This window comes from Mangrovibacillus sp. Mu-81, from assembly GCF_036867415.1.
Classification (GTDB): Bacteria; Bacillota; Bacilli; order Bacillales; family Bacillaceae_B; genus Rossellomorea.
Window position 1 is genome coordinate 42,229 of record NZ_JBAJHU010000014.1, and the last position, 18,408, is coordinate 60,636.

Consider the following 18,408-nt stretch of genomic DNA (forward strand, 5'->3'; position numbering starts at 1 on the left):
TTTACTCCTGGTTTTTCATCCAGCTGCAGAGCATACTGACGATCTCACGGTTCATCAAAGGGGGAAAATAATGCGTGAATTCCGTGAAATAATAGGAGTCCACTTTTTTCCCTGCCTCTTTCAGCCGTTTTTCTAATCTATATGCATGATCGATTGAAACGTTGTGATCTTTTTCACCGTGAATAATCAGTACAGGTGCTGCAATCTCCTCCACTTGGGATAGCGGGGTCCTCCACTCATAGCGTTCGGGGTATTTATTCGGGCTCCCGCCGATTACCCTTTTCATCATCCTGCGAAGGTCTTTTCGTTCTTCATAGGTGAGGAACATATCCGACACTCCTCCCCAGGTAACGATCGATGTGACCCCCTTCTCTTTTATGGCAGTGAGCAGCGCCATCACCCCGCCGCGTGAAAAACCGAATAAGTGGATTCTATCTCTATGTACTCTTTCATACTGCTTCAGCAACTGATAAGCCGAAAGTGCATCTTCGCGGTCAACTCCCGCAAAGTCTTCATTTCCTTCCCCGCCTCGGTTCCCCCGGTAATACGGGGCAAACACAATGAACCCCTCCTGTGCAAATTGGGCGATGCGTGCGGGTCTCACCATCCCCACTCCTTTGATTCCCCCCCTTAAATAAAGAAATCCATCATACTCCCCGGGCCATACGGGTTGTGCAAGCAGCCCTTTCACTCGCAGTCCCCCGGAAAAATAAATGATCTCATAAAGCTCAACATGGGGATTCGGGGACGGGAATAAAGTCTTCTTTACAATGGTTCCATTTCTCATATTCTCTTCCTTTCAAAAATGGGCTCTGGGTATTCACACATTTTTTATCCTTCACATAAACTATCTTATCAAATCAAACATCAAATTTGTCACGATTACCCATAGGAGCAACCTACCCCTCTACCACTTGGAAAAAACATATAGAGGGTCTTACATGCGCCCATGGTTCATTAAAAGGAGGGAAAGATCAATGAAAAAATGGACTCGATTCGTCTTCACGCTTCTCTTAACCGCAGTGATGACCATCGGTTTAGCTGCTTGCGGCAGTGGAGGGGATGAAGACCAAAAAGTACGTGTGGCCGAGGTGACACGCTCCATCTTCTATGCTCCCCAGTATGTGGCCATTGAAAAAGGATTTTTTAAAGAAGAAGGGCTGGATATCGAACTCACCACCACCTGGGGCGGAGATAAGACGATGACGACTTTACTTTCTGACGGGGCGGACATCGCACTGGTCGGATCGGAAACATCCATTTACGTTCATGCACAGGGGTCTGATGATCCCGTCATCAACTTTGCCCAGCTGACACAGACAGACGGCACCTTCCTTGTGTCACGTGAAAAGGTAGAAAATTTCGAGTGGGATCAGCTTAAAGGCTCTACCTTCCTTGGCCAGCGGAAAGGCGGCATGCCTCAAATGGTCGGAGAATTTGTGCTTAAACAGCATGGCATCGACCCTCATAATGATTTGAATCTGATCCAGAACATCGACTTCGCCAACATCGCCAATGCCTTTGCATCCGGTACAGGTGATTTCGTCCAATTGTTCGAACCCACCGCATCCATCTTTGAAAAAGAAGGGAAAGGTCATATCATCGCTTCCTTTGGTACAGAATCCGGCCACGTCCCGTACACCACCTTCATGGCGAAGGACAGTTATATGAAAGAAAACAAGGAAGCCATCGAAAAATTCACCAAGGCTCTGTACAAAGCACAGAAATGGGTGGATGAAAATTCCCCGAAAGAGATCGCTGAAGTAATCGAACCGTATTTCGAAGACACGGAATTAGACATCATCGAAACCGTGGTGGACCGGTATAAATCTCAAGGTTCCTTCGCAACAGATCCGATTCTGGATGTCGAAGAATGGAATAACCTGCAGAACATCATGGAAGAAGCAGGAGAACTTCCGGAGCAAATCGACCATGAAACACTTGTAAACACGTCGGTCGCTGAAAAAGTGAGTGAATAGGTGAATGTGAGGTGCGAAGTGGGGTAATCGGTGAACCGGCGATGAGTGGTTGAGACCGTTACCTGGTACAATTCAACCGATTTGTGCCAGGCACAAATACCCCGTTCTGTGCCTGGCACCCGAATCTATACGCTCCCGTACCGGAATCACCAAATAGGGCTGACCCCGCGTCAGCCCTTCATTAATAGAGAAAGACTGGAGGCGCATTACCGTGAATTTTCTGTCACTGGACACGATTCATCACACTTATTTCTCACCTAAGACGGCGACAAATGCCCTTTCCAATATTTCATTGCATGTGAATGAAGGAGAGTTCATATCCTTTATCGGGCCGAGCGGATGTGGGAAAACCACACTTCTTTCCATCATCGCCGGACTCATCAGACCGACTGAGGGGAGCGTCTTGCTGCACGGCAAACCGGTCAGTTCTGAAAGGAACCAGATGGGATATATGCTTCAGCAGGATTATCTGTTTCCATGGAAAACGATTGAGGAGAATATTTTCTTAGGGTTGAAGATTATGGAGAATCTAACAGAAGAGAAGAAACGTGAAGCTTCTGACCTGCTGGAGGAGTTTGGTCTGTCGGGAGTCGCAGCCTCTTATCCGAGAGAGCTGTCCGGCGGTATGCGGCAGCGGGTCGCCCTGATCCGGACGCTGATCACTGAACCGAAGATCCTGCTTTTGGATGAGCCGTTTTCAGCACTCGATTACCAAACGAAATTAAAGCTCGAGGATCTTATTTTTTCCACGCTGAAGTCATTGAACAAAACAGCCGTGCTTGTGACCCATGATATCGGTGAGGCCATCGCGATGAGTGACAGGATCATCCTGTTCGCTTCAAAGCCTGGCAGGGTGCATAAGATGTTTGAAGTACCTCTGGAGTTAAAGGCACTAAAGCCGTTCACCGTCCGTAATCACGCAGCATATCCGCCGTTTTTTCAAAGCATATGGAAGGAGCTTGAGAATCTTGAGTCAGCTAACCCTTAAACAGAAACATGCCGAGTATATTCAATCCCTGAAGAAAGAACAGCGCTGGGTGTGGTTCTATCAGGCTCTTATCTTCCTTATCTTTTTCAGCTTATGGGAAATCTCTAGCCGCAACGGCTGGATCGATCCGCTGATTTTCAGTTCCCCTTCGAAGATCTGGGCACTTTTTTTGGATAAGGCTGCAGATGGGAGTCTCCTTGCAAATCTATCCGTGACATTGGGAGAAACGATTCTCGGTTTCATCCTTGGGACGCTGCTTGGAACTTTGTTGGCGGCCCTTCTATGGTGGTCATCTTTTCTATCAAGGGTATTGGATCCCTATCTGGTGATCCTGAATGCGATGCCGAAAGTGGCACTCGGCCCGATCCTCATCGTCGGTCTTGGTCCGGGGTTCACTTCAATCATTGCGATGGGTACGATCATATCCGTCATCATCACCACAATCGTCGTATACACCTCCTTTAAAGAGGTCGATCCCAACTATTTGAAAGTCATGATGACGTTCGGGGCAAAAAGGGGTCAAATGTTCAAAGAGGTCGTCCTGCCCTCATCCTTCCCGACCATCATCTCCACTTTGAAAGTGAACGTGGGCTTGTCATGGGTGGGAGTCATTGTCGGTGAGTTCCTTGTGTCTGCAAAGGGACTCGGTTACATGATCATCTACGGGTTCCAGGTCTTCAATTTCACCCTGGTCATGCTGTCCCTGCTTGTGATCGCCGTATTTGCCACAATTATGTATAAAGTAGTCGAGCAGCTTGAAAAGAAGTGGATCAAGTCATAAGCTTCAAGTGTTTAAGAGCCAATTCCACCACTTTATCCTTCATGATAAAACTGAATTCAGGGTGTGTCTGCATATCGGCCGGCTCACCCTCCCACAGTTTGCATCCATCGGTTTCCAAATAATCCTCTTTCATTACCAGTTCTTCCGCTTCTGCAAAGAAAATCGTCTTCACGAAAGGCGGTCGATCATACACTTTATATTCCCCCACAAAAATAGGATTTTTGATTACTCCCCCTGTTTCTTCAAAGGTTTCGCGGATAGCCGTTTCCTCAAGCGATTCCCCTGTTTCACGCTTGCCGCCCGGGAATTCTAGACCGCGTTTTTTATGCTGCGTCAATAACCATTTATTTTTATAACGGCAAATGACCAATACGTGATGTGATTCTTGCTGAAAAGATTTTTTCTTAAATCCCAGCTCCACCTTCAAGCCGTTCGCATCGATAAATTGTTCCATCTAATTCACCCCACTCTTATCTAATCACAAATAAAAAGCATTGGTCCACCGATAAATTCGGAACCAACACTTTTATTTTCAGCGGGGAGATTGATCGTCCAGGATTCCCATGCTTTCAATATGCTTTTTAGCATCCTCATCCCCGAGTTCATGGATCATGGCATACACCTGGTGAAGATTTTCATCGTACGCATCATTCTCGCGATCAAAGTGATACTGAACATATGGAACATGTGAACGGTAGAAGTTTTGCCAATCGATCGAATGGCTGGAATCAAAGATCTCCCTCAACTTTGTGATTTCTTCGTCCGTAGCCGAAACCTTAAAATTCCATGGTGAATCCGTCGAACTTCTTGAAATCTCACCTTGAGCTATTTCAATATAATAATCATGACGTTCGTCCAAGCTTTCCACCCCTTTGTTTTACTTATCCTTCTTTTTCCTCAATTCAACGAATTCTATTCATGTTGAAATTGTCTCCTTTCAACACATTCCTACATATTGGTTGCAGCCGGGGGTGGTCAATTATTGAAGGACCTCACGGTGTAAGGAAAGCGAGTATGTGGAGGCAAATCTCCAATCCTTTTTAACAAAGCGAAAATAATTGGCACTCTCACGCATAAAGTCTCTATTCTTTAGTATAGTATCAATAAGAAAGACAATTGATTTTATAAGCAAAAATGCTTATGATGATAAATTTCGGGTATATACAAAATAAATTGTAGAGTAATTCGATCCTAATTCTGTTAAAATTGATAAAAGGGAGGTGAAGTGCATGAAGTTGATTGAAGAAATTTATGAAATGTACCGAGGCAGGATCAAAGGTACAGATGAAGACTTAGACCTCATTGCCCTTACGATTTTAGAAGATACTTCCAGGAATGAAATCATTGAATTGATTCAAGAAATGGAAACAGAAGAACTGGAATATTTCCTTCGACTATACATATTTGAGACGTTAAAAGAAAAATGGTCCAATAGTGAAGAACGGGTGCGATTGGAACGTAAAAGTCTTCACTGATTTTTCGAAAATCCATAGAATAAATGAAGCCTTAAACAGAAGTCTGTTTAAGGCTGTTTTCTTACCCTTTCACGTCAACATTGAGTCCCTTGCTTGGATGCGGTGCAGCATTTGCGGAATGCATATCTTGAAGCATGACTGTCACATGAGCAGCCTGGGTGGACATATGACTCTTCAATAGATTCATACTGAGCGTCCGCTGAAGCTCAGCTACCTGTTTCCCCATAATGGAGGATACGTTCATTGAAATTCCTCCCCCTCTCCCTGTTTCTTTCATCATACCAAAATCATCCAAGGTTGAGACTTACAATTTCCTAAATAAGAGGAGGTCTTTTCTCCTATATAGTGCATTCAACAAATTGTGCGATTTTTGAACTGACAATTCTTTTTTCTGTGATAGAATAGGAAGAAAAAAGGAGGTTGAACTGTGTCATTAACTCTTGTAATGATCATCGCTGTCGCGATATGCATTCTCGTGATATTTGTTAGTGCCTTGACAACATCCAAAGCATATACGACAGTTAAACACACTGTCGATCCGCTCGAAAATAATCCGCATCTACAGAATATGGGAGAAAACAAGCATAATTCTGATGAGGAAACAAAGCAATAGGAATCATAAATTGAAAACCGGGTGGAAATGAACCCGGTTTTTTGTTCATTATCCGGGCTCATAGAAAATCCACCGGCTCACTTAAGTGACCGGTGGATTTATATAAATATTAAGCAAATACCTGCTTTAAGTCTTCTTTACTCTGGCTCAGCCAGTACTTCATTAATTTCTTTGCACCTTCTAAATCATGAAGTTTTGCCTGGCCGCACTGTTTCTCGTTGGCTGCCGGGATTTCTTCAATTTCGACTGCTTCTTTCATCGTCGCTTCGAGCAGGTCGATAATTTCCTCCACTGCAGGTTCACCGCTGACGACCAGATAATAGCCGGTCTGGCATCCCATCGGAGAAATATCAATGATATCAAAGTGTTCATAAGGCTCTGCATATTTACGGATTGTAAACGCAAGTAAATGTTCAAGCGTGTGAATCGAGTCAGGCTTCATTGCCTGCTTGTTTGGCTGACTGAAACGGATATCGAATTTATTGACAAGGCCGTCACTTCCTACCTTATGCACTCCACAATGTCTTACATACGGCGCTTTTACCGCATTATGATCTAATTCAAAGCTTTCTACTGATGGCATTCATAATCACTCCCATTAGTTTCTGATACTAGTATAACGTAAATTCATAGTAATTTCATCAACTTAATCTGCTTTAAGTGAAATTTATAATTTCCCTTTTCCTCAACCTTCGCCATAGAGGCAGACGAACCCTCTTTACAATTTCATTTCATTTCCAGATCCGTCTCCTTTCATGGAAAGTACGATTTTGATATAGTAAGAAGAAAAGACTCTAGGAGATCATTGAATGAAACGCGCATTACTTTTACTGTTTCGATTTTATCAAATCGTGATTTCGCCGATAAAACCTCCGACATGTCGATTCTACCCCACCTGTTCACATTACGGCATGCAGGCAGTCGGCAGATTCGGCGCACTGCGCGGAGGATTCCTGACGATTAAGCGAATTCTCAAATGTCACCCATTCCACCCCGGCGGGATCGATCATGTACCGGAAGAGTGGCCGTCTAAGAAGAGGGAAAACATAGACTAATTCTCATTTTACGGGAGTTGGTCTTTTTATTGTGTACGCGTCTTAAACTTTTGTCTTGCTTATTGCGCTCCAGGATAGTAAAATAACCATTGTGCTAAATCGTAATCATTACAATTTGTTATTTTCACAACAATTAAAGGAGGATTCCTCTTGAACTATATTCGGAAAAGCTGGTTTTTATTAATCGTTCTATTCCTGTCGGCTTGCGGGGCCGCTTCCGATGAGAAGAGAGAAAAGGACGGTAAACTCGATGTGTATACAACTGTATATCCAATCGAGGATTTCACAAAGAAAATCGGCGGGGAGCATGTCGACGTTCACAGCATTTACCCGCCGGGTGCCGATGAGCATACCTTTGAGCCATCACAAAAAGATATGATCAAGATGGCGGATGGAGATGCGTTCTTTTATGTCGGGATGGGTCTTGAAGGGTTTGTCGAGAAGTCCAAATCCATTCTGAAAAATGAGGATGTTAAAGTGGTGCCAGTAAGCGAAGGCATTGAAGTTGAACATGAGGAAGATGGTCATGATGATGAGGAGGAGCATGCAGAAGACGGGCACGGACATCAACATGAGACCGATCCGCATATTTGGCTGAATCCCGAATACTCCAAACATATGGCAGAAGTAATCGCGGAAACCTTATCGGAAGAAATGCCGGAACATAAAGAAGAATTCCAATCGAATCTGAAAGATTTAACCGGTGAACTCGATGCACTGGATGCTGAATTCAAGCAAATGGCAGAATCCGCACCGCATAAAACCTTCTATGTTTCACACGCTGCATACAGCTATTGGGAAGAGCGATACGGCTTACATCAGGAAGCCATCGCAGGATTGAACACATCGGATGAACCATCACAGCAGGAATTGAAAAAAATCATCGATCAAGCGAAAAAGGACGATGTTCAATACATTCTGTTTGAGCAAAATGTCTCCTCCCGTCTGACGGAAGTCGTCCAAAAGGAACTGGGGGCTGAATCCCTCAATCTTCATAATTTATCTGTTCTGACTGAAAAAGACCGGGATGAAAATGAAGATTATTTCTCATTGATGAGGCAGAATATCGTCACATTGGAAAAGGCGCTGCAATAGCAGCGGTGAGCATCACTCTTTTTATGTAGTGGTGCTTTTTTGTGTTTTTGTGTGGCTGTGTGATGTGAATTGATGTACCAGGTACAATTTTCGTTTATTGTACCTGGTACATTTCAAACTCTATGTACCTGGTACAATCACTTTGATTTGTTCCTGGCACATTCACACCTTTTGTTCCTGGCAAAAAGAAACAAACTACCAGTATCCTCTAAGCCATAACATCAAGTCCCCCTCCATTCCCATGCATATTATTTTCCATTAAGTGGACAATAAGGAAAGCGAATGATATGTAAGGGAGAATTTGAAATGGATGAATTGGTACTTGCTAGATCTTTATTTGGGACGACGATGGCTTTTCATATTATTTTTGCGACGCTTGGAGTCGGGATTCCATTGATGATCCTTGTGGCGGAAATCATGTATCAGCGTACGAATGACCTTGATTATTCAGTGATGGCCAAGCGGTGGACGAAGGCGTTCGCCGTGCTTCTGGGTGTCGGGATTCCGACCGGGACGATTGCCGGTGTGCAATTATCCCTGCTTTGGCCTGGTTTCATGGAAGTCATCGGACGGGTGATGGCCCTGCCATTTCAGATTGAAATCTATGCTTTCTTCATCGAGGCTCTTTTTATGTCCATTTATGTGTATGCAGCCAATCGGATCGCTCCCTGGATGCGGATCGTGAGCTTGATCCTTGTAGCCGTGGGAGGACTTGCCTCGGCAGTTCTGATTACGAATGTCCACGCCTTTGAAGGAACACCGGCGGGATTCAATATTGTCGATGGAGAAATCACGGACGTGGATCCGTGGAAGGCATTTTTCAATCCAAGCTTCTTTGTAACTGCCGGGCATGTCGCTCTTTCAGCTTACGTCGTCGGTTCATTCACGATAGCTTCTGTGGCTGCATTCAAAATGCTCCGTACACCTTTTGGATCGAGAGTTTATAAGTTTCACGGCAAAGCATTGATGATCTGTCTTGCCGTCGGGGGTGTCTTCTCATTCCTGACTGCGATCAACGGACATGAATCGGCACAAATGCTCCACGAGTATCAGCCTGAGAAACTGGCCGCTGCGGAAGGTCTGTTCGAAACGCAGACACATGCGCCGCTCGCAATCGGAGGATTCACAGACAGTGAAGAACAGGAAGTCAAATGGGGAATCGAAATCCCCTGGGCACTGAGCTTCCTTGCAGGGAACAGTTTTGACACAGAAGTCATCGGGTTGAATGATTTTCCTGAAGAATACTGGCCGCCGCTCTTCGTACATACCTTGTTCAACGGGATGGTCGCCATCGGTTCATTACTGATCTTACTTGCACTGACTGCGTTTGTGTGGAAGAAGATATTGAAAAAGGACCGATATCCGAAATGGTTGATGTGGCTGTTTACAGCAGGGGGGCCCCTTTCCATCCTTGCAATCGAATTTGGGTGGATTTTTGCCTGCACGGGCCGTCAGCCCTGGACCATTTACCGGATCTTAAGTACAGAGGATTCGGTTACCTCGACCGGGAATATTGCCATTCTCTTCATTCTGTTTGTCTCTGTTTATGCCATATTAGCGGTAGCGGTCGTACTGGTTCTTCTGTATTACTTCAGACGAAACCCGCCGCAAAAAGATATTGATAAAGCAGAAGGCAAGGAAATTCCACTGTCTACTTAACTGATTAGGAGGAATGATCATGACTCAGATGTTGATAGCGATTACGATCCTTTGGGGCTTTGTATTCATTTATGCCGTGATGGCGACGATGGATTTCGGGGCAGGTTTCTGGTCGATGCTTTACATCAATCATGACAAGACGAAAGCAACCAATATCGCGAACCGATATCTGTCCCCGACGTGGGAAGTGACGAATACATTCATTGTGGCACTGGTCGTGGCGGTTTACAGCCTGTTTCCCGGAGCTGCCTATTCTCTCGGCACCGTCCTATTGGTACCGGGAAGTTTAATCCTCCTCCTGCTTGCGATTCGAAGTGCATTTCTCGTCTTTTCTCATGTGGCCGACGATTACCGGAAACCGCTGACTTACATCACAGGCATTACAGGTCTCTTGATACCAGGACTATTGATCAGCGTGCTGCCGATTTCGCATGGTCCTTATATTGACTTTGAAGACGGTCAGACGCTGCTATTGGGAAAACTTTTTACAAGCCCTCATGAATATGCATTCTTTGGGTTTGCCGTGGCAAGTACATTATTTCTTTCTTCGCTCCTATTAGCTGATTACTCAAAGGCGTCCCGTGAATTTGAGGCGTATAAAATGTACAGGCGTGATGCGATGATCATTGGACCGATTTCTGTCGTGATGGCTTTCCTTATCATGATGACGATGAATAATGAAGCAAACTGGATTTATGAACGAATGATGGAGGATTTTAACATCCTTCTTATTTCCCTGCTCGGTTTTCTTGTTGCAGGGGGGGCACTGTTCCTTCCCACCAATAAGGAAGGCATGAAAGGCATGCCTCGATTGGCAGTGGTGGCTGTTACATTTCAATACGTACTGGCAAGCTATGTCTACGGAAAGGCACATCTACCGTATATCATTTATCCTGAGGTGACGATTCAATCGGGATTTACAGACCCGAATTCGTTCAAGGCCGTCTTCATTACGTATATAGTCGGGTTTATCATCCTCTTCCCCGGCTTTGTGTACTTCTGGAGTTTATTCATGAACGACAAACGGTATTTAAGGCAAAAAAGTTAGGGTCTTTCCTATTGAATGCCGCAGCGAATTTCCATGCACCAACTGGTCATACTCAATTCTTATTTTAAATTTTTTCATAGAACCACAAAAAAGGACATGAACCTCTCTCTGGGAATTCATGTCCTTTCCTTTTTACAACAAATACTCTTCCGTGTTTTCACACACTTCCTTAAGGCGCTTTTGATTCAGATCAACTCCGATGCCAGACTTGTCAAACCTCTTTACATACCCGCTGGAGGCTATGATCGGAGTGTCTATGATGTCTTCATCCCAATACTTCAATGATGAAGAGATGTCTCCGGGTATCGAAAATCCTTCAAGGGTGGCAAGGCTGATGTTATGCGCCCTGGATACCCCGAATTCTATCATCCCCCCGCACCACAATCTAATCCCGTTCTCCTGACAAAGACGATAGATATCCAGTGCAGCATTGTACCCGCCTACTCTGCCCAGCTTTATGTTGACGACGCCGCAGCTGCCCAGATGGATGGCACTCTTCATATCATGAGGCGTCACGATGCTTTCATCCAGGCAAATCGGGGTTTGCAGCTCTTTTTGCAAAATGGCGTGTTCCACCAGGTCGTCCACTCCCAGGGGCTGTTCGATCATTTCCAGGCGGAATTCATCAAGATTTCTGAGATGTTCCGTATCCTTCAATGTATAGGCTGAATTCGCATCTGCCAAAAGCTGGAGATGAGGAAATTCATTTCTTAATGCACGGATCACTTCAATATCCGAGCCCTTGGAAATTTTAATCTTTATTCGTTCGTATCCCTCATCGACAAGTTCTTGGGTATGAGCAATCATTCCTTCCACCGTGGCATTCCCGACGACCGCGCCTGCGAGCACTTTCTCCCGGGTTCCTCCAATCACGCTCCAAAGTGGTTTTTCTTTCTGCCTCGCGTACAGATCCCAGACCGCCATTTCCATCGAAGCCTTTGCCATTGCATTTCCTCTGACGGTATCGAATACTTTTTGCAGTTCCTCAGGATGTGAAACAGGACGGCGGCGCAATAATGGAATCAGTACATCTTTCAGCATATGAAAGCAGGTTCTCACCGTTTCTTCCGTATACCATGGCGTAGAGAACGCGACAACCTCACCTAAGCCGATAATCCCTTCCCGGTCCTCGACTTCGATGATCATCCCTTCCCTGTTTTCTACCTTTTGCAGATGAGTGACAAATGGTTTCTTCAACGGCATCGAAATTGTGTGAATCCTGATTTTTTTAATGTTCATCGCGATCCATCCCCTGCTCCCATTGTTCTCGAAGTACTCTTCTCAATATCTTGTTGGATGCATTCCTTGGGATTTCATCTACAAATATTACTTTTTTCGGCTGCTTATAGGGTGCCAGTTTATTTTTACAGAATGAGATGACATCTTCTTCTCCAATGAGACTTCCGCTTCTCTTTACGATAAAAGCACATGGGACCTGTCCCCACTCATCATGTGGGATTCCAGCGGTGCCGACGTCTTCGATTTCTTTATGGGAAGTGAGCACACTTTCGATTTCAGCGGGATACACATTTTCACCGCCTGAAATAATCAAATCGGAACGCCTGTCCAATACGAATAAAAAGCCATCTTCATCCAAGTATCCGATATCCCCGGTCGCCAGCCAGCCATTGTCAAAGCTTTTGCTGTTCGATTCTTCCCGGTTGTAATAACCGATCGTCACATTGGGACCTTTCACCACTATTTCTCCTTCTTCATTTGATGAAGCGGTGACTCCCTCCTTCGTCTTTATCTTCAATTCGGAAGGAAACAGAGGTTTCCCTGCAGAACCCAGCTTAGACAAGCTGTATTCAGGAGAAAGCGTCACAATCTGAGAAGAGGTTTCCGTCATGCCATACGTTTGAAAAACAGGGATTTTCTTATCTCTGCAGATTTCAAGCAACGGCAGCGGGGCGGGACCTCCGCCGAGCAGCATGCAGCGGAAATTCTCATGATAAGATCCACCGCCAAGCTCTCCAATCATCCGCTGCAGCATATTGCTGACTGCCGACATGATCGTGATCGAACCGTTTTTGAGCTCTCCGGTGATCCTTTCAGCATCAAACTGTTCAAACAGGCGTACGCCCATACCGTAAATGACGCTCCTCATCAAAATCGAGTAACCGCTGATATGAAAAAGCGGAACGGAGCAGAGCCAGGTATCATTTTCACTTATACCGAGATTCAGAGACGAACCAATAGCACTCCACCAGTGATTTCCGTATGTCTGAAGGACGCCTTTGGGTGCTCCCGTCGTCCCCGAGGTGTACATCACGGAACAGACTTGGTCTAACTGAAAATGATCCTTCATTTCAAAGCCAGAAGGAGTTGTTTTCTGCAGTTCTGAGAGTTTCACCTTATGAATAGTACGGCTTTGCAGTTTTTCATTAAATTGATCATCCAAAAGAACGGCAGAAAGATTCATATCCTCGATTTGAAAGGCTAATTCAGCAGGACTTAATCGATGATTCAGAAGTACGGCTGTTAATCCGAGCTGCTGCACGGCATGAATGACGATGACCGATTCAATCGAATTTTTGATCATTAATCCAATGAATTCAGCTTGAGAATCATGGACATGACGGTGTATCTTCCCAGCCGTGTCAATCGTCAATTCCCACAGTTCTTTAAACGTATACTGGCAATCATCACTTTTCAAAGCAATGCGGTCGGGAGTCAAATAGGTTCTCTGCTTTAGCCAATTCGGCAGCTGTTGGGTTGTCATAGCTTTTCTACTCCAATTCTTAAAGGTTTATACTCAATATAAAAAGCCTGATGAATCTGTCGAGATCCATCAGGCTGCCCTCTATTAAGGGAAACGAGGGAATTGTCCGAAGTCAGGTTTGCGTTTTTCTTTGAACGCATCTCGACCCTCTTTTGCTTCTTCGGTTGTGTAGTAAAGTAGGGTAGCATCTCCTGCAAGCTGCTGAAGTCCTGCTAAACCGTCTGTGTCTGCATTGAACGCAGCTTTCAGGAAGCGCAGGGCAGTCGGGCTCTTCTCAAGCATTTCAGAAGCCCATTGTACGGTTTCCTCTTCAAGCTTTTCATAAGGTACAACCGTGTTTACAAGTCCCATATCAAGTGCTTCCTCGGCATTGTATTGACGGCACAGGTACCAGATTTCTTTCGCTTTCTTATGTCCGATGATGCGTGCTAAATAGCCTGCACCGTAACCGGCGTCAAAGCTTCCCACTTTAGGGCCAGTTTGGCCGAATACCGCGTTATCTGCTGCGATTGTGATATCACATACGACATGAAGCACGTGACCTCCGCCGACTGCGTATCCTGCCACCATCGCGATGACCGGTTTAGGGATGACGCGGATCAGTCGCTGTAAGTCCAATACGTTCAGACGGGGAATTTCATCCTCTCCTACGTAACCGCCGTGGCCGCGTACACTTTGGTCCCCGCCGGAACAGAATGCCTTTTCACCTGCACCTGTCAGGACGATTATGCCTACACTGGAATCGTCGCGTGCATAGGCAAACGCATCGATCAGTTCCATTACCGTCTTTGGACGGAATGCATTGCGTACTTCCGGCCGGTTGATGGTAATCTTGGCAATCCCATTATATGTTTCATATAAGATATCTTCGTAGTTTCTTTCTGAAACCCATTCAAAAGCCATGTTAAACATCCTCCTTTATGTACTTCAAAAATACTTCCTCTATTATTGTACCAAACTTTCGGGGTTCTTCCACATGAATTGCATGACCGGTGTCGAAAAAAGTAATAATTTCAAAGTCCCGATTCAGATCGATCATATCTTTAGCAATCCCGACGAATTTATGATCCAGTTCACCCACCAATAAAATCACTGGGAACATAAGATCTTCCAGGGTCTCCCACCAGGAGGGCTGTGCACCGGTCCCCATCCCTTTCAGGCTGTTGGAGAGGCCGGCCGGTGATTGCTGAAGCCGCTGTTCACGAATCTTCTCCTGTTTAACAAGAGGCAGCCTTTTCTGTGTGGAGAACAGGGGGACCTCTTCCCATAAATCCACAAATGACCGGATTCCTTCATCCAGGATCTTATCTGCGAGTGCTTGATCTCTCTCCCTTCTTTCTGCCTGCTCCTCATCCGTCCTCAGACCCGGGGAGGCACTTTCCAGTATAAGAGCGCTGACGAAATCAGGGTAGAGGTTGGAAAAGTGAAGAGCCAGCCTTCCTCCCATCGAATATCCGATGATGACAGCTTTCTTTACACCCAGTTGACTCAATACACTGTGGATATCATGTGAAACTGCGTCCATGGAATAACGGGCAGCATCCGACGGGGAATCACTCTTCCCATGGCCAATGATATCGATTGAAATGCACTGACAGCCCTTCTTAAGCTGTTCGGTTATTTCTTCCCACGTCCGGGAATCTCCTGTAAATCCGTGAAGAAACACAAAAGGAAATCCTTCTCCTTTAACATCTACAAAATAATCAATCTCATTCGCCTTAAGAATCATAAGCTGTTCCCCTTCAATTTCCCTGCTATTTCCTGGGAAACAAAATTCCACAAATTACGATGTATTGCAACATTTTCTTCGCGATTCGTCAGTACTTCAATGATCTTGATACCGCGATTCCCTTCAGTACTTTGAAGTGCTGAAGGGAACTCACTTTCCTGTTTCACCAGCGAGTACTCGGCACCATAAAATGCTGCCGCAGAGGCAAAGTCAAGATCCATCGGGGTACCAAAGAGCTCTTCAAAGTAAGACCCTTCACTTGCCTGGGGCAGGAATGAGAATATGCCTCCACCATTGTTATTCATGACCACTATGGTGATATCAAGCTGATACCTTTTAGCTGCGAGCAGCCCATTGAGATCATGGAAAAATGCAAGGTCACCGATCAGCAGATACATCGGGGTATTTCCTGTACTCATTCCAAGCGCAGTCGAAACGACTCCATCTATCCCGTTTGCCCCGCGATTTGCATGGACGGAAATCTTCCTGTCATTATTGAAGAAGAATGTGTCCATATCCCGAATAGGCATCGAGTTGCTCGCAAATATTGATGCCCCGTCCGGCAGTTGTTCAATCAGCTGTTTCACGGCTTTTCCTTCATTCCAAGGCTGATCGCCAGTCCGCAGGATGTTTCTTGTCATTTCATTTACGGTTATCCACTGATGTAACCATCCCGATTCCCTAATTTCATCGTCTGTTTTCATGTCCCTACAGAACAATCTTTCATCGCAATAAATAAATTCGGTGGCTTTCGCAATCGGATCCTGCCATTCCTCACCGCTGCTGACAACCCAATACGGCACACCCGTAAGCCCTTTAAGGTAAAGGGTCAGTGGTTTAGACACGGGCATCGCTCCGAATCGAATGATCAAATCAGGCTGAAAAGCTTCCTTGAACTCATCGATCTTCAGGAATGCATCGTATGTTTCCATTACGTTCCGCTTAGAATGATCTCCGCTCCTTACTTGAGAGAGAGGATCTGCGACGATTGGAAATCCGTGAGATTCTGCAAATTCCATAATCGGATCGATTGCAGATTCAGCCAATCCGGGACCGCAAATAATCAATCCGTTTTGTTTTTCCTTAAGAACTCCCAGCAGGTCATCATGCATTTCCGGAGATAATCCCCGGATACCGCCGAGTACCCGTTTCTCCCTCCGGCTGTTTAAAAATGTCACTTCATCTAAAGCAGGTATCAATGGTTCCCTGATAGGAAAGTTGAAATGAACCGGTCCTGCCGGTGCTGAGATTGACAGGCTTACTCCTCTAGCAGCAGAAGCTTTTGCATACTGTAAAATACCGGGTGAAGATTCAGGCAGTGCCATATCTACACTCCATTTCACGTGCTTCCCGTATAAGTCGAGCTGGTTGATTGCCTGCGGGGCACCGACTTCTCGCAGCTCATGGGGACGGTCGGCTGTCAGCACGATAAGCGGAACCTTTGCGTAACGGGCTTCAATAACAGCGGGGTAATAATTGGCTGCTGCCGTTCCAGACGTACAAAGAATCGCAACGGGCTTCTTCTTAGCCTTTGCGATTCCGAGTCCAAAGAATGCTGCCGATCGTTCATCGACGTTAATATACGTCTTCACCCCCGGATGATGCGTGAACAATAATGCCAAAGGAGTAGAACGGGATCCCGGGCTGATGACTACTTCATCTACCCCGTTTCCGACTAATTCATCAATATATGCTGCTAAATAATTCGTTAATCGTTGTTGATGTTCACCCATGGATGGTTCCCCCTAATGCTCTCAGCATCGGTCGAAATTTCATTTGTGTTTCCCGGTATTCACTTTCGGGATCCGAGTCGGCCACAATCCCGCAGCCGGCATATAAATATGATTCATCTTCTTTCAGCAGTCCTGAACGTATCGCTACGGCAAACTCCCCGTTTCCATACGCATCCATCCAGCCTACTGGTCCCGCATACAGGCCTCTGTCCATCTTTTCCTCCCGGCGGATGACGTGAAGTGCCTTATCTCTCGGGACTCCCCCAAGAGCAGGTGTCGGGTGAAGCTTCTCAATCATATTGAGCATGGAAGTCTGTTCAGAAGCACGGCCGACGACAGGTGTGTATAAATGTTGAATATCCTTCATTTTCATCAAGCCAGGCTTTTCCGGCATATTGAGCTCCTCGCAGAATGGCTCAAGAGCCTGTTGGATGGTCTCGACGACCAAATGATGTTCATATCGATTCTTCTCATCATTCAGGAGCTCATTTCCAAGCTTCTCATCCTCATCAAGCGTCTGACCTCTGGCAATTGAGCCAGCCAGGCAGGTGGACAGCACTTCTTCTCCGGTTTTCTTCACAAGGCGCTCCGGTGTTGCCCCGATAAAGCAGCTCTTATCCTGCTCAAAACTGAAAATGAAGCTGTCAGGCTGCTGTTTCCACAAGTTGTCCAACACGTAGTCTGATGTAATCGGCTGATCAAATGTCACCTTGCATTTACGCGCAAGGACCACCTTCTCCATCTCACCGCCCTTAAGTTCATCGACGACATTCTGCACTGACTCTTTCCATTCTGCCGGATTAAAATCCTTGATGCTGTTTAATTTCACAACTGCGGGAACAGAAGGATATTTAGCCTTTTTGATCAATTCATCTTTAAGATTGATCAATTGCTTCAATGAATCTTCGTCATCGTCCATTCCGCATAAAAAATTCAGCGTCAGATAATCTGCTTCATTTGATTTTGTCAGCATAAAGGATGGAATCTGCAATGTACCGTTCTCAAAGTCATTCCATTCCTGACCGCGTGTGTTTAGCGGATCAAAACGGAATCCCCCGAATAATAACGGCCCGGTGCCGATCCAACTCTCCGGTGAAAGGATGACGCCTTCTTCAATAAAACGCTTCCACTCTTTCTCAACCGTAAAAAATTGATCTCGATCACCCTCAGTTGAAATCGTATGGGCTGATCCAAGCCCGGCGATGGTAATCGTATGATCCCGGTCCTTCCATAAAAAACGCGTTCCTTTATATAATGAATTTCCTTCACTATAAAAAGAAAGCGGATCGACAGAATCAATTTTCTCGACGATACTGAACAGGACGGGGTGTTGATATTGTTTAGCCTTTTCCACGGCAGTATCAAATGCTTTTTCAATATTGGTCTTATGGATGGTAACCAATCCGAATTCCCCCAAACAATCACGTACATGATTCAAAACTTATTATAAGATACACCTCGAAAGAAGGTGTGTCAACGATGTGAATGACAATAAAACAATTATATCCTTATTATATAATAAACCCTTTTT

20 protein-coding genes are annotated in these 18,408 nt (G+C 45.4%); 9 read left to right on the forward strand and 11 right to left on the reverse strand.

Annotated elements, in window-relative coordinates:
- Position 1: 1 nt before the first annotated feature.
- Entirely contained in the window at positions 2 to 787 is a 786-nt protein-coding gene (locus V6B33_RS19615; protein WP_334219369.1) for an alpha/beta hydrolase family protein, read from the reverse strand.
- 190 nt (positions 788 to 977) lie between these two features.
- Between V6B33_RS19615 and V6B33_RS19620 the strand changes: the two genes are divergently transcribed.
- The 3 genes from V6B33_RS19620 to V6B33_RS19630 all read left to right on the forward strand — a co-directional run bounded on the left by V6B33_RS19620 (position 978) and on the right by V6B33_RS19630 (position 3,748).
- Positions 978 to 1,979: an ABC transporter substrate-binding protein gene (locus tag V6B33_RS19620; RefSeq protein WP_334219370.1), complete on the forward strand. Its 1,002-nt coding sequence runs from the start codon at positions 978 to 980 to the stop codon at positions 1,977 to 1,979.
- Between the two features lie 211 nt (positions 1,980 to 2,190).
- Entirely contained in the window at positions 2,191 to 2,967 is a 777-nt protein-coding gene (locus V6B33_RS19625) for an ABC transporter ATP-binding protein (protein ID WP_334219371.1), read from the forward strand.
- On the forward strand, positions 2,948 to 3,748 hold the full coding sequence (locus V6B33_RS19630) for an ABC transporter permease (protein ID WP_334219372.1): 801 nt from the start codon (positions 2,948 to 2,950) through the stop codon (positions 3,746 to 3,748). The genes V6B33_RS19625 and V6B33_RS19630 overlap by 20 nt, the downstream gene beginning before the upstream one ends.
- On the opposite strand, the gene ytkD is transcribed toward V6B33_RS19630, so the two are convergent.
- Positions 3,738 to 4,202, reverse strand: coding sequence for an RNA deprotection pyrophosphohydrolase (ytkD, locus tag V6B33_RS19635; protein WP_334219373.1), 465 nt, complete (start codon positions 4,200 to 4,202; stop codon positions 3,738 to 3,740). The two genes, V6B33_RS19630 and ytkD, sit on opposite strands and share 11 nt — an antisense overlap.
- 78 nt (positions 4,203 to 4,280) lie before the next feature.
- A complete protein-coding gene (locus V6B33_RS19640; RefSeq protein WP_442915569.1) occupies positions 4,281 to 4,607 on the reverse strand; it encodes a hydrolase in 327 nt (108 codons plus the stop codon).
- A gap of 370 nt (positions 4,608 to 4,977) precedes the next feature.
- On the opposite strand from V6B33_RS19640, the gene V6B33_RS19645 reads away from it, so the two are divergent.
- Positions 4,978 to 5,223, forward strand: a complete 246-nt coding sequence (locus V6B33_RS19645; RefSeq protein ID WP_172253957.1) for a DUF6154 family protein — start codon at positions 4,978 to 4,980, stop codon at positions 5,221 to 5,223.
- A gap of 61 nt (positions 5,224 to 5,284) precedes the next feature.
- Here V6B33_RS19645 and V6B33_RS19650 read toward each other — a convergent pair whose 3' ends face one another.
- Positions 5,285 to 5,503: a polyribonucleotide nucleotidyltransferase gene (locus tag V6B33_RS19650; protein ID WP_334219375.1), complete on the reverse strand. Its 219-nt coding sequence runs from the start codon at positions 5,501 to 5,503 to the stop codon at positions 5,285 to 5,287.
- A 147-nt stretch (positions 5,504 to 5,650) separates the two neighbouring features.
- On the opposite strand from V6B33_RS19650, the gene ytzI reads away from it, so the two are divergent.
- On the forward strand, positions 5,651 to 5,836 hold the full coding sequence (gene ytzI, locus V6B33_RS19655) for a YtzI protein (RefSeq protein ID WP_334219376.1): 186 nt from the start codon (positions 5,651 to 5,653) through the stop codon (positions 5,834 to 5,836).
- A 109-nt stretch (positions 5,837 to 5,945) separates the two neighbouring features.
- Here the strand turns inward: ytzI and V6B33_RS19660 are convergent, their stop codons facing one another.
- A complete protein-coding gene (locus V6B33_RS19660; protein ID WP_334219377.1) occupies positions 5,946 to 6,419 on the reverse strand; it encodes an S-ribosylhomocysteine lyase in 474 nt (157 codons plus the stop codon).
- Positions 6,420 to 6,645: 226 nt separating this feature from the next.
- Here V6B33_RS19660 and yidD point away from each other — a divergent pair, with 226 nt between their 5' ends.
- From yidD to V6B33_RS19680, 4 genes are all read left to right on the forward strand, one after another.
- Positions 6,646 to 6,891: a membrane protein insertion efficiency factor YidD gene (yidD, locus tag V6B33_RS19665; RefSeq protein ID WP_334219378.1), complete on the forward strand. Its 246-nt coding sequence runs from the start codon at positions 6,646 to 6,648 to the stop codon at positions 6,889 to 6,891.
- A 150-nt stretch (positions 6,892 to 7,041) separates the two neighbouring features.
- Positions 7,042 to 7,986, forward strand: a complete 945-nt coding sequence (locus tag V6B33_RS19670; protein ID WP_334219379.1) for a metal ABC transporter solute-binding protein, Zn/Mn family — start codon at positions 7,042 to 7,044, stop codon at positions 7,984 to 7,986.
- A 306-nt stretch (positions 7,987 to 8,292) separates the two neighbouring features.
- Positions 8,293 to 9,645, forward strand: coding sequence for a cytochrome ubiquinol oxidase subunit I (locus V6B33_RS19675; protein WP_334219380.1), 1,353 nt, complete (start codon positions 8,293 to 8,295; stop codon positions 9,643 to 9,645).
- Positions 9,646 to 9,664: 19 nt separating this feature from the next.
- On the forward strand, positions 9,665 to 10,693 hold the full coding sequence (locus V6B33_RS19680; RefSeq protein WP_334219381.1) for a cytochrome d ubiquinol oxidase subunit II: 1,029 nt from the start codon (positions 9,665 to 9,667) through the stop codon (positions 10,691 to 10,693).
- Positions 10,694 to 10,825: 132 nt separating this feature from the next.
- On the opposite strand, the gene menC is transcribed toward V6B33_RS19680, so the two are convergent.
- The 6 genes from menC to V6B33_RS19710 form a co-directional block, all read right to left on the reverse strand.
- Positions 10,826 to 11,932, reverse strand: coding sequence for an o-succinylbenzoate synthase (gene menC, locus V6B33_RS19685; RefSeq protein WP_334219382.1), 1,107 nt, complete (start codon positions 11,930 to 11,932; stop codon positions 10,826 to 10,828).
- Complete coding sequence (locus V6B33_RS19690; protein WP_334219383.1) at positions 11,922 to 13,415, reverse strand: o-succinylbenzoate--CoA ligase; 1,494 nt, start codon at positions 13,413 to 13,415, stop codon at positions 11,922 to 11,924. Before V6B33_RS19690 ends, menC begins: the two co-directional genes overlap by 11 nt.
- An 84-nt stretch (positions 13,416 to 13,499) precedes the next feature.
- A complete protein-coding gene (gene menB / locus V6B33_RS19695) occupies positions 13,500 to 14,318 on the reverse strand; it encodes a 1,4-dihydroxy-2-naphthoyl-CoA synthase (protein ID WP_334219384.1) in 819 nt (272 codons plus the stop codon).
- 1 nt (position 14,319) lies between these two features.
- The gene (menH, locus tag V6B33_RS19700; protein WP_334219385.1) at positions 14,320 to 15,144 is read right to left on the reverse strand and encodes a 2-succinyl-6-hydroxy-2,4-cyclohexadiene-1-carboxylate synthase; all 825 of its coding nucleotides are present in this window, start codon (positions 15,142 to 15,144) and stop codon (positions 14,320 to 14,322) included.
- Positions 15,141 to 16,877: a 2-succinyl-5-enolpyruvyl-6-hydroxy-3-cyclohexene-1-carboxylic-acid synthase gene (gene menD, locus V6B33_RS19705; RefSeq protein WP_334219386.1), complete on the reverse strand. Its 1,737-nt coding sequence runs from the start codon at positions 16,875 to 16,877 to the stop codon at positions 15,141 to 15,143. Before menD ends, menH begins: the two co-directional genes overlap by 4 nt.
- Positions 16,870 to 18,279 (reverse strand): isochorismate synthase, encoded by a 1,410-nt coding sequence (locus tag V6B33_RS19710; protein ID WP_334219387.1) that lies wholly within the window; start codon positions 18,277 to 18,279, stop codon positions 16,870 to 16,872. The genes menD and V6B33_RS19710 overlap by 8 nt, the downstream gene beginning before the upstream one ends.
- Between the last annotated feature and the right edge of the window lie 129 nt (positions 18,280 to 18,408).

What these genes read in the sequence shown, in the direction of transcription:
- V6B33_RS19680 (WP_334219381.1), top strand. Translation starts at nt 9,665, where the DNA reads ATGACTCAGATGTTGATAGCGATTACGATCCTTTGGGGCTTTGTATTC.
- V6B33_RS19615 (WP_334219369.1), bottom strand. Translation starts at nt 787, where the DNA reads ATGAGAAATGGAACCATTGTAAAGAAGACTTTATTCCCGTCCCCGAAT.
- V6B33_RS19620 (WP_334219370.1), top strand. Translation starts at nt 978, where the DNA reads ATGAAAAAATGGACTCGATTCGTCTTCACGCTTCTCTTAACCGCAGTG.
- menB (WP_334219384.1), bottom strand. Translation starts at nt 14,318, where the DNA reads ATGGCTTTTGAATGGGTTTCAGAAAGAAACTACGAAGATATCTTATAT.
- V6B33_RS19660 (WP_334219377.1), bottom strand. Translation starts at nt 6,419, where the DNA reads ATGCCATCAGTAGAAAGCTTTGAATTAGATCATAATGCGGTAAAAGCG.
- menD (WP_334219386.1), bottom strand. Translation starts at nt 16,877, where the DNA reads ATGGGTGAACATCAACAACGATTAACGAATTATTTAGCAGCATATATT.
- menH (WP_334219385.1), bottom strand. Translation starts at nt 15,144, where the DNA reads ATGATTCTTAAGGCGAATGAGATTGATTATTTTGTAGATGTTAAAGGA.
- V6B33_RS19650 (WP_334219375.1), bottom strand. Translation starts at nt 5,503, where the DNA reads ATGATGAAAGAAACAGGGAGAGGGGGAGGAATTTCAATGAACGTATCC.
- ytkD (WP_334219373.1), bottom strand. Translation starts at nt 4,202, where the DNA reads ATGGAACAATTTATCGATGCGAACGGCTTGAAGGTGGAGCTGGGATTT.
- V6B33_RS19645 (WP_172253957.1), top strand. Translation starts at nt 4,978, where the DNA reads ATGAAGTTGATTGAAGAAATTTATGAAATGTACCGAGGCAGGATCAAA.
- yidD (WP_334219378.1), top strand. Translation starts at nt 6,646, where the DNA reads ATGAAACGCGCATTACTTTTACTGTTTCGATTTTATCAAATCGTGATT.
- V6B33_RS19675 (WP_334219380.1), top strand. Translation starts at nt 8,293, where the DNA reads ATGGATGAATTGGTACTTGCTAGATCTTTATTTGGGACGACGATGGCT.
- menC (WP_334219382.1), bottom strand. Translation starts at nt 11,932, where the DNA reads ATGAACATTAAAAAAATCAGGATTCACACAATTTCGATGCCGTTGAAG.
- V6B33_RS19690 (WP_334219383.1), bottom strand. Translation starts at nt 13,415, where the DNA reads ATGACAACCCAACAGCTGCCGAATTGGCTAAAGCAGAGAACCTATTTG.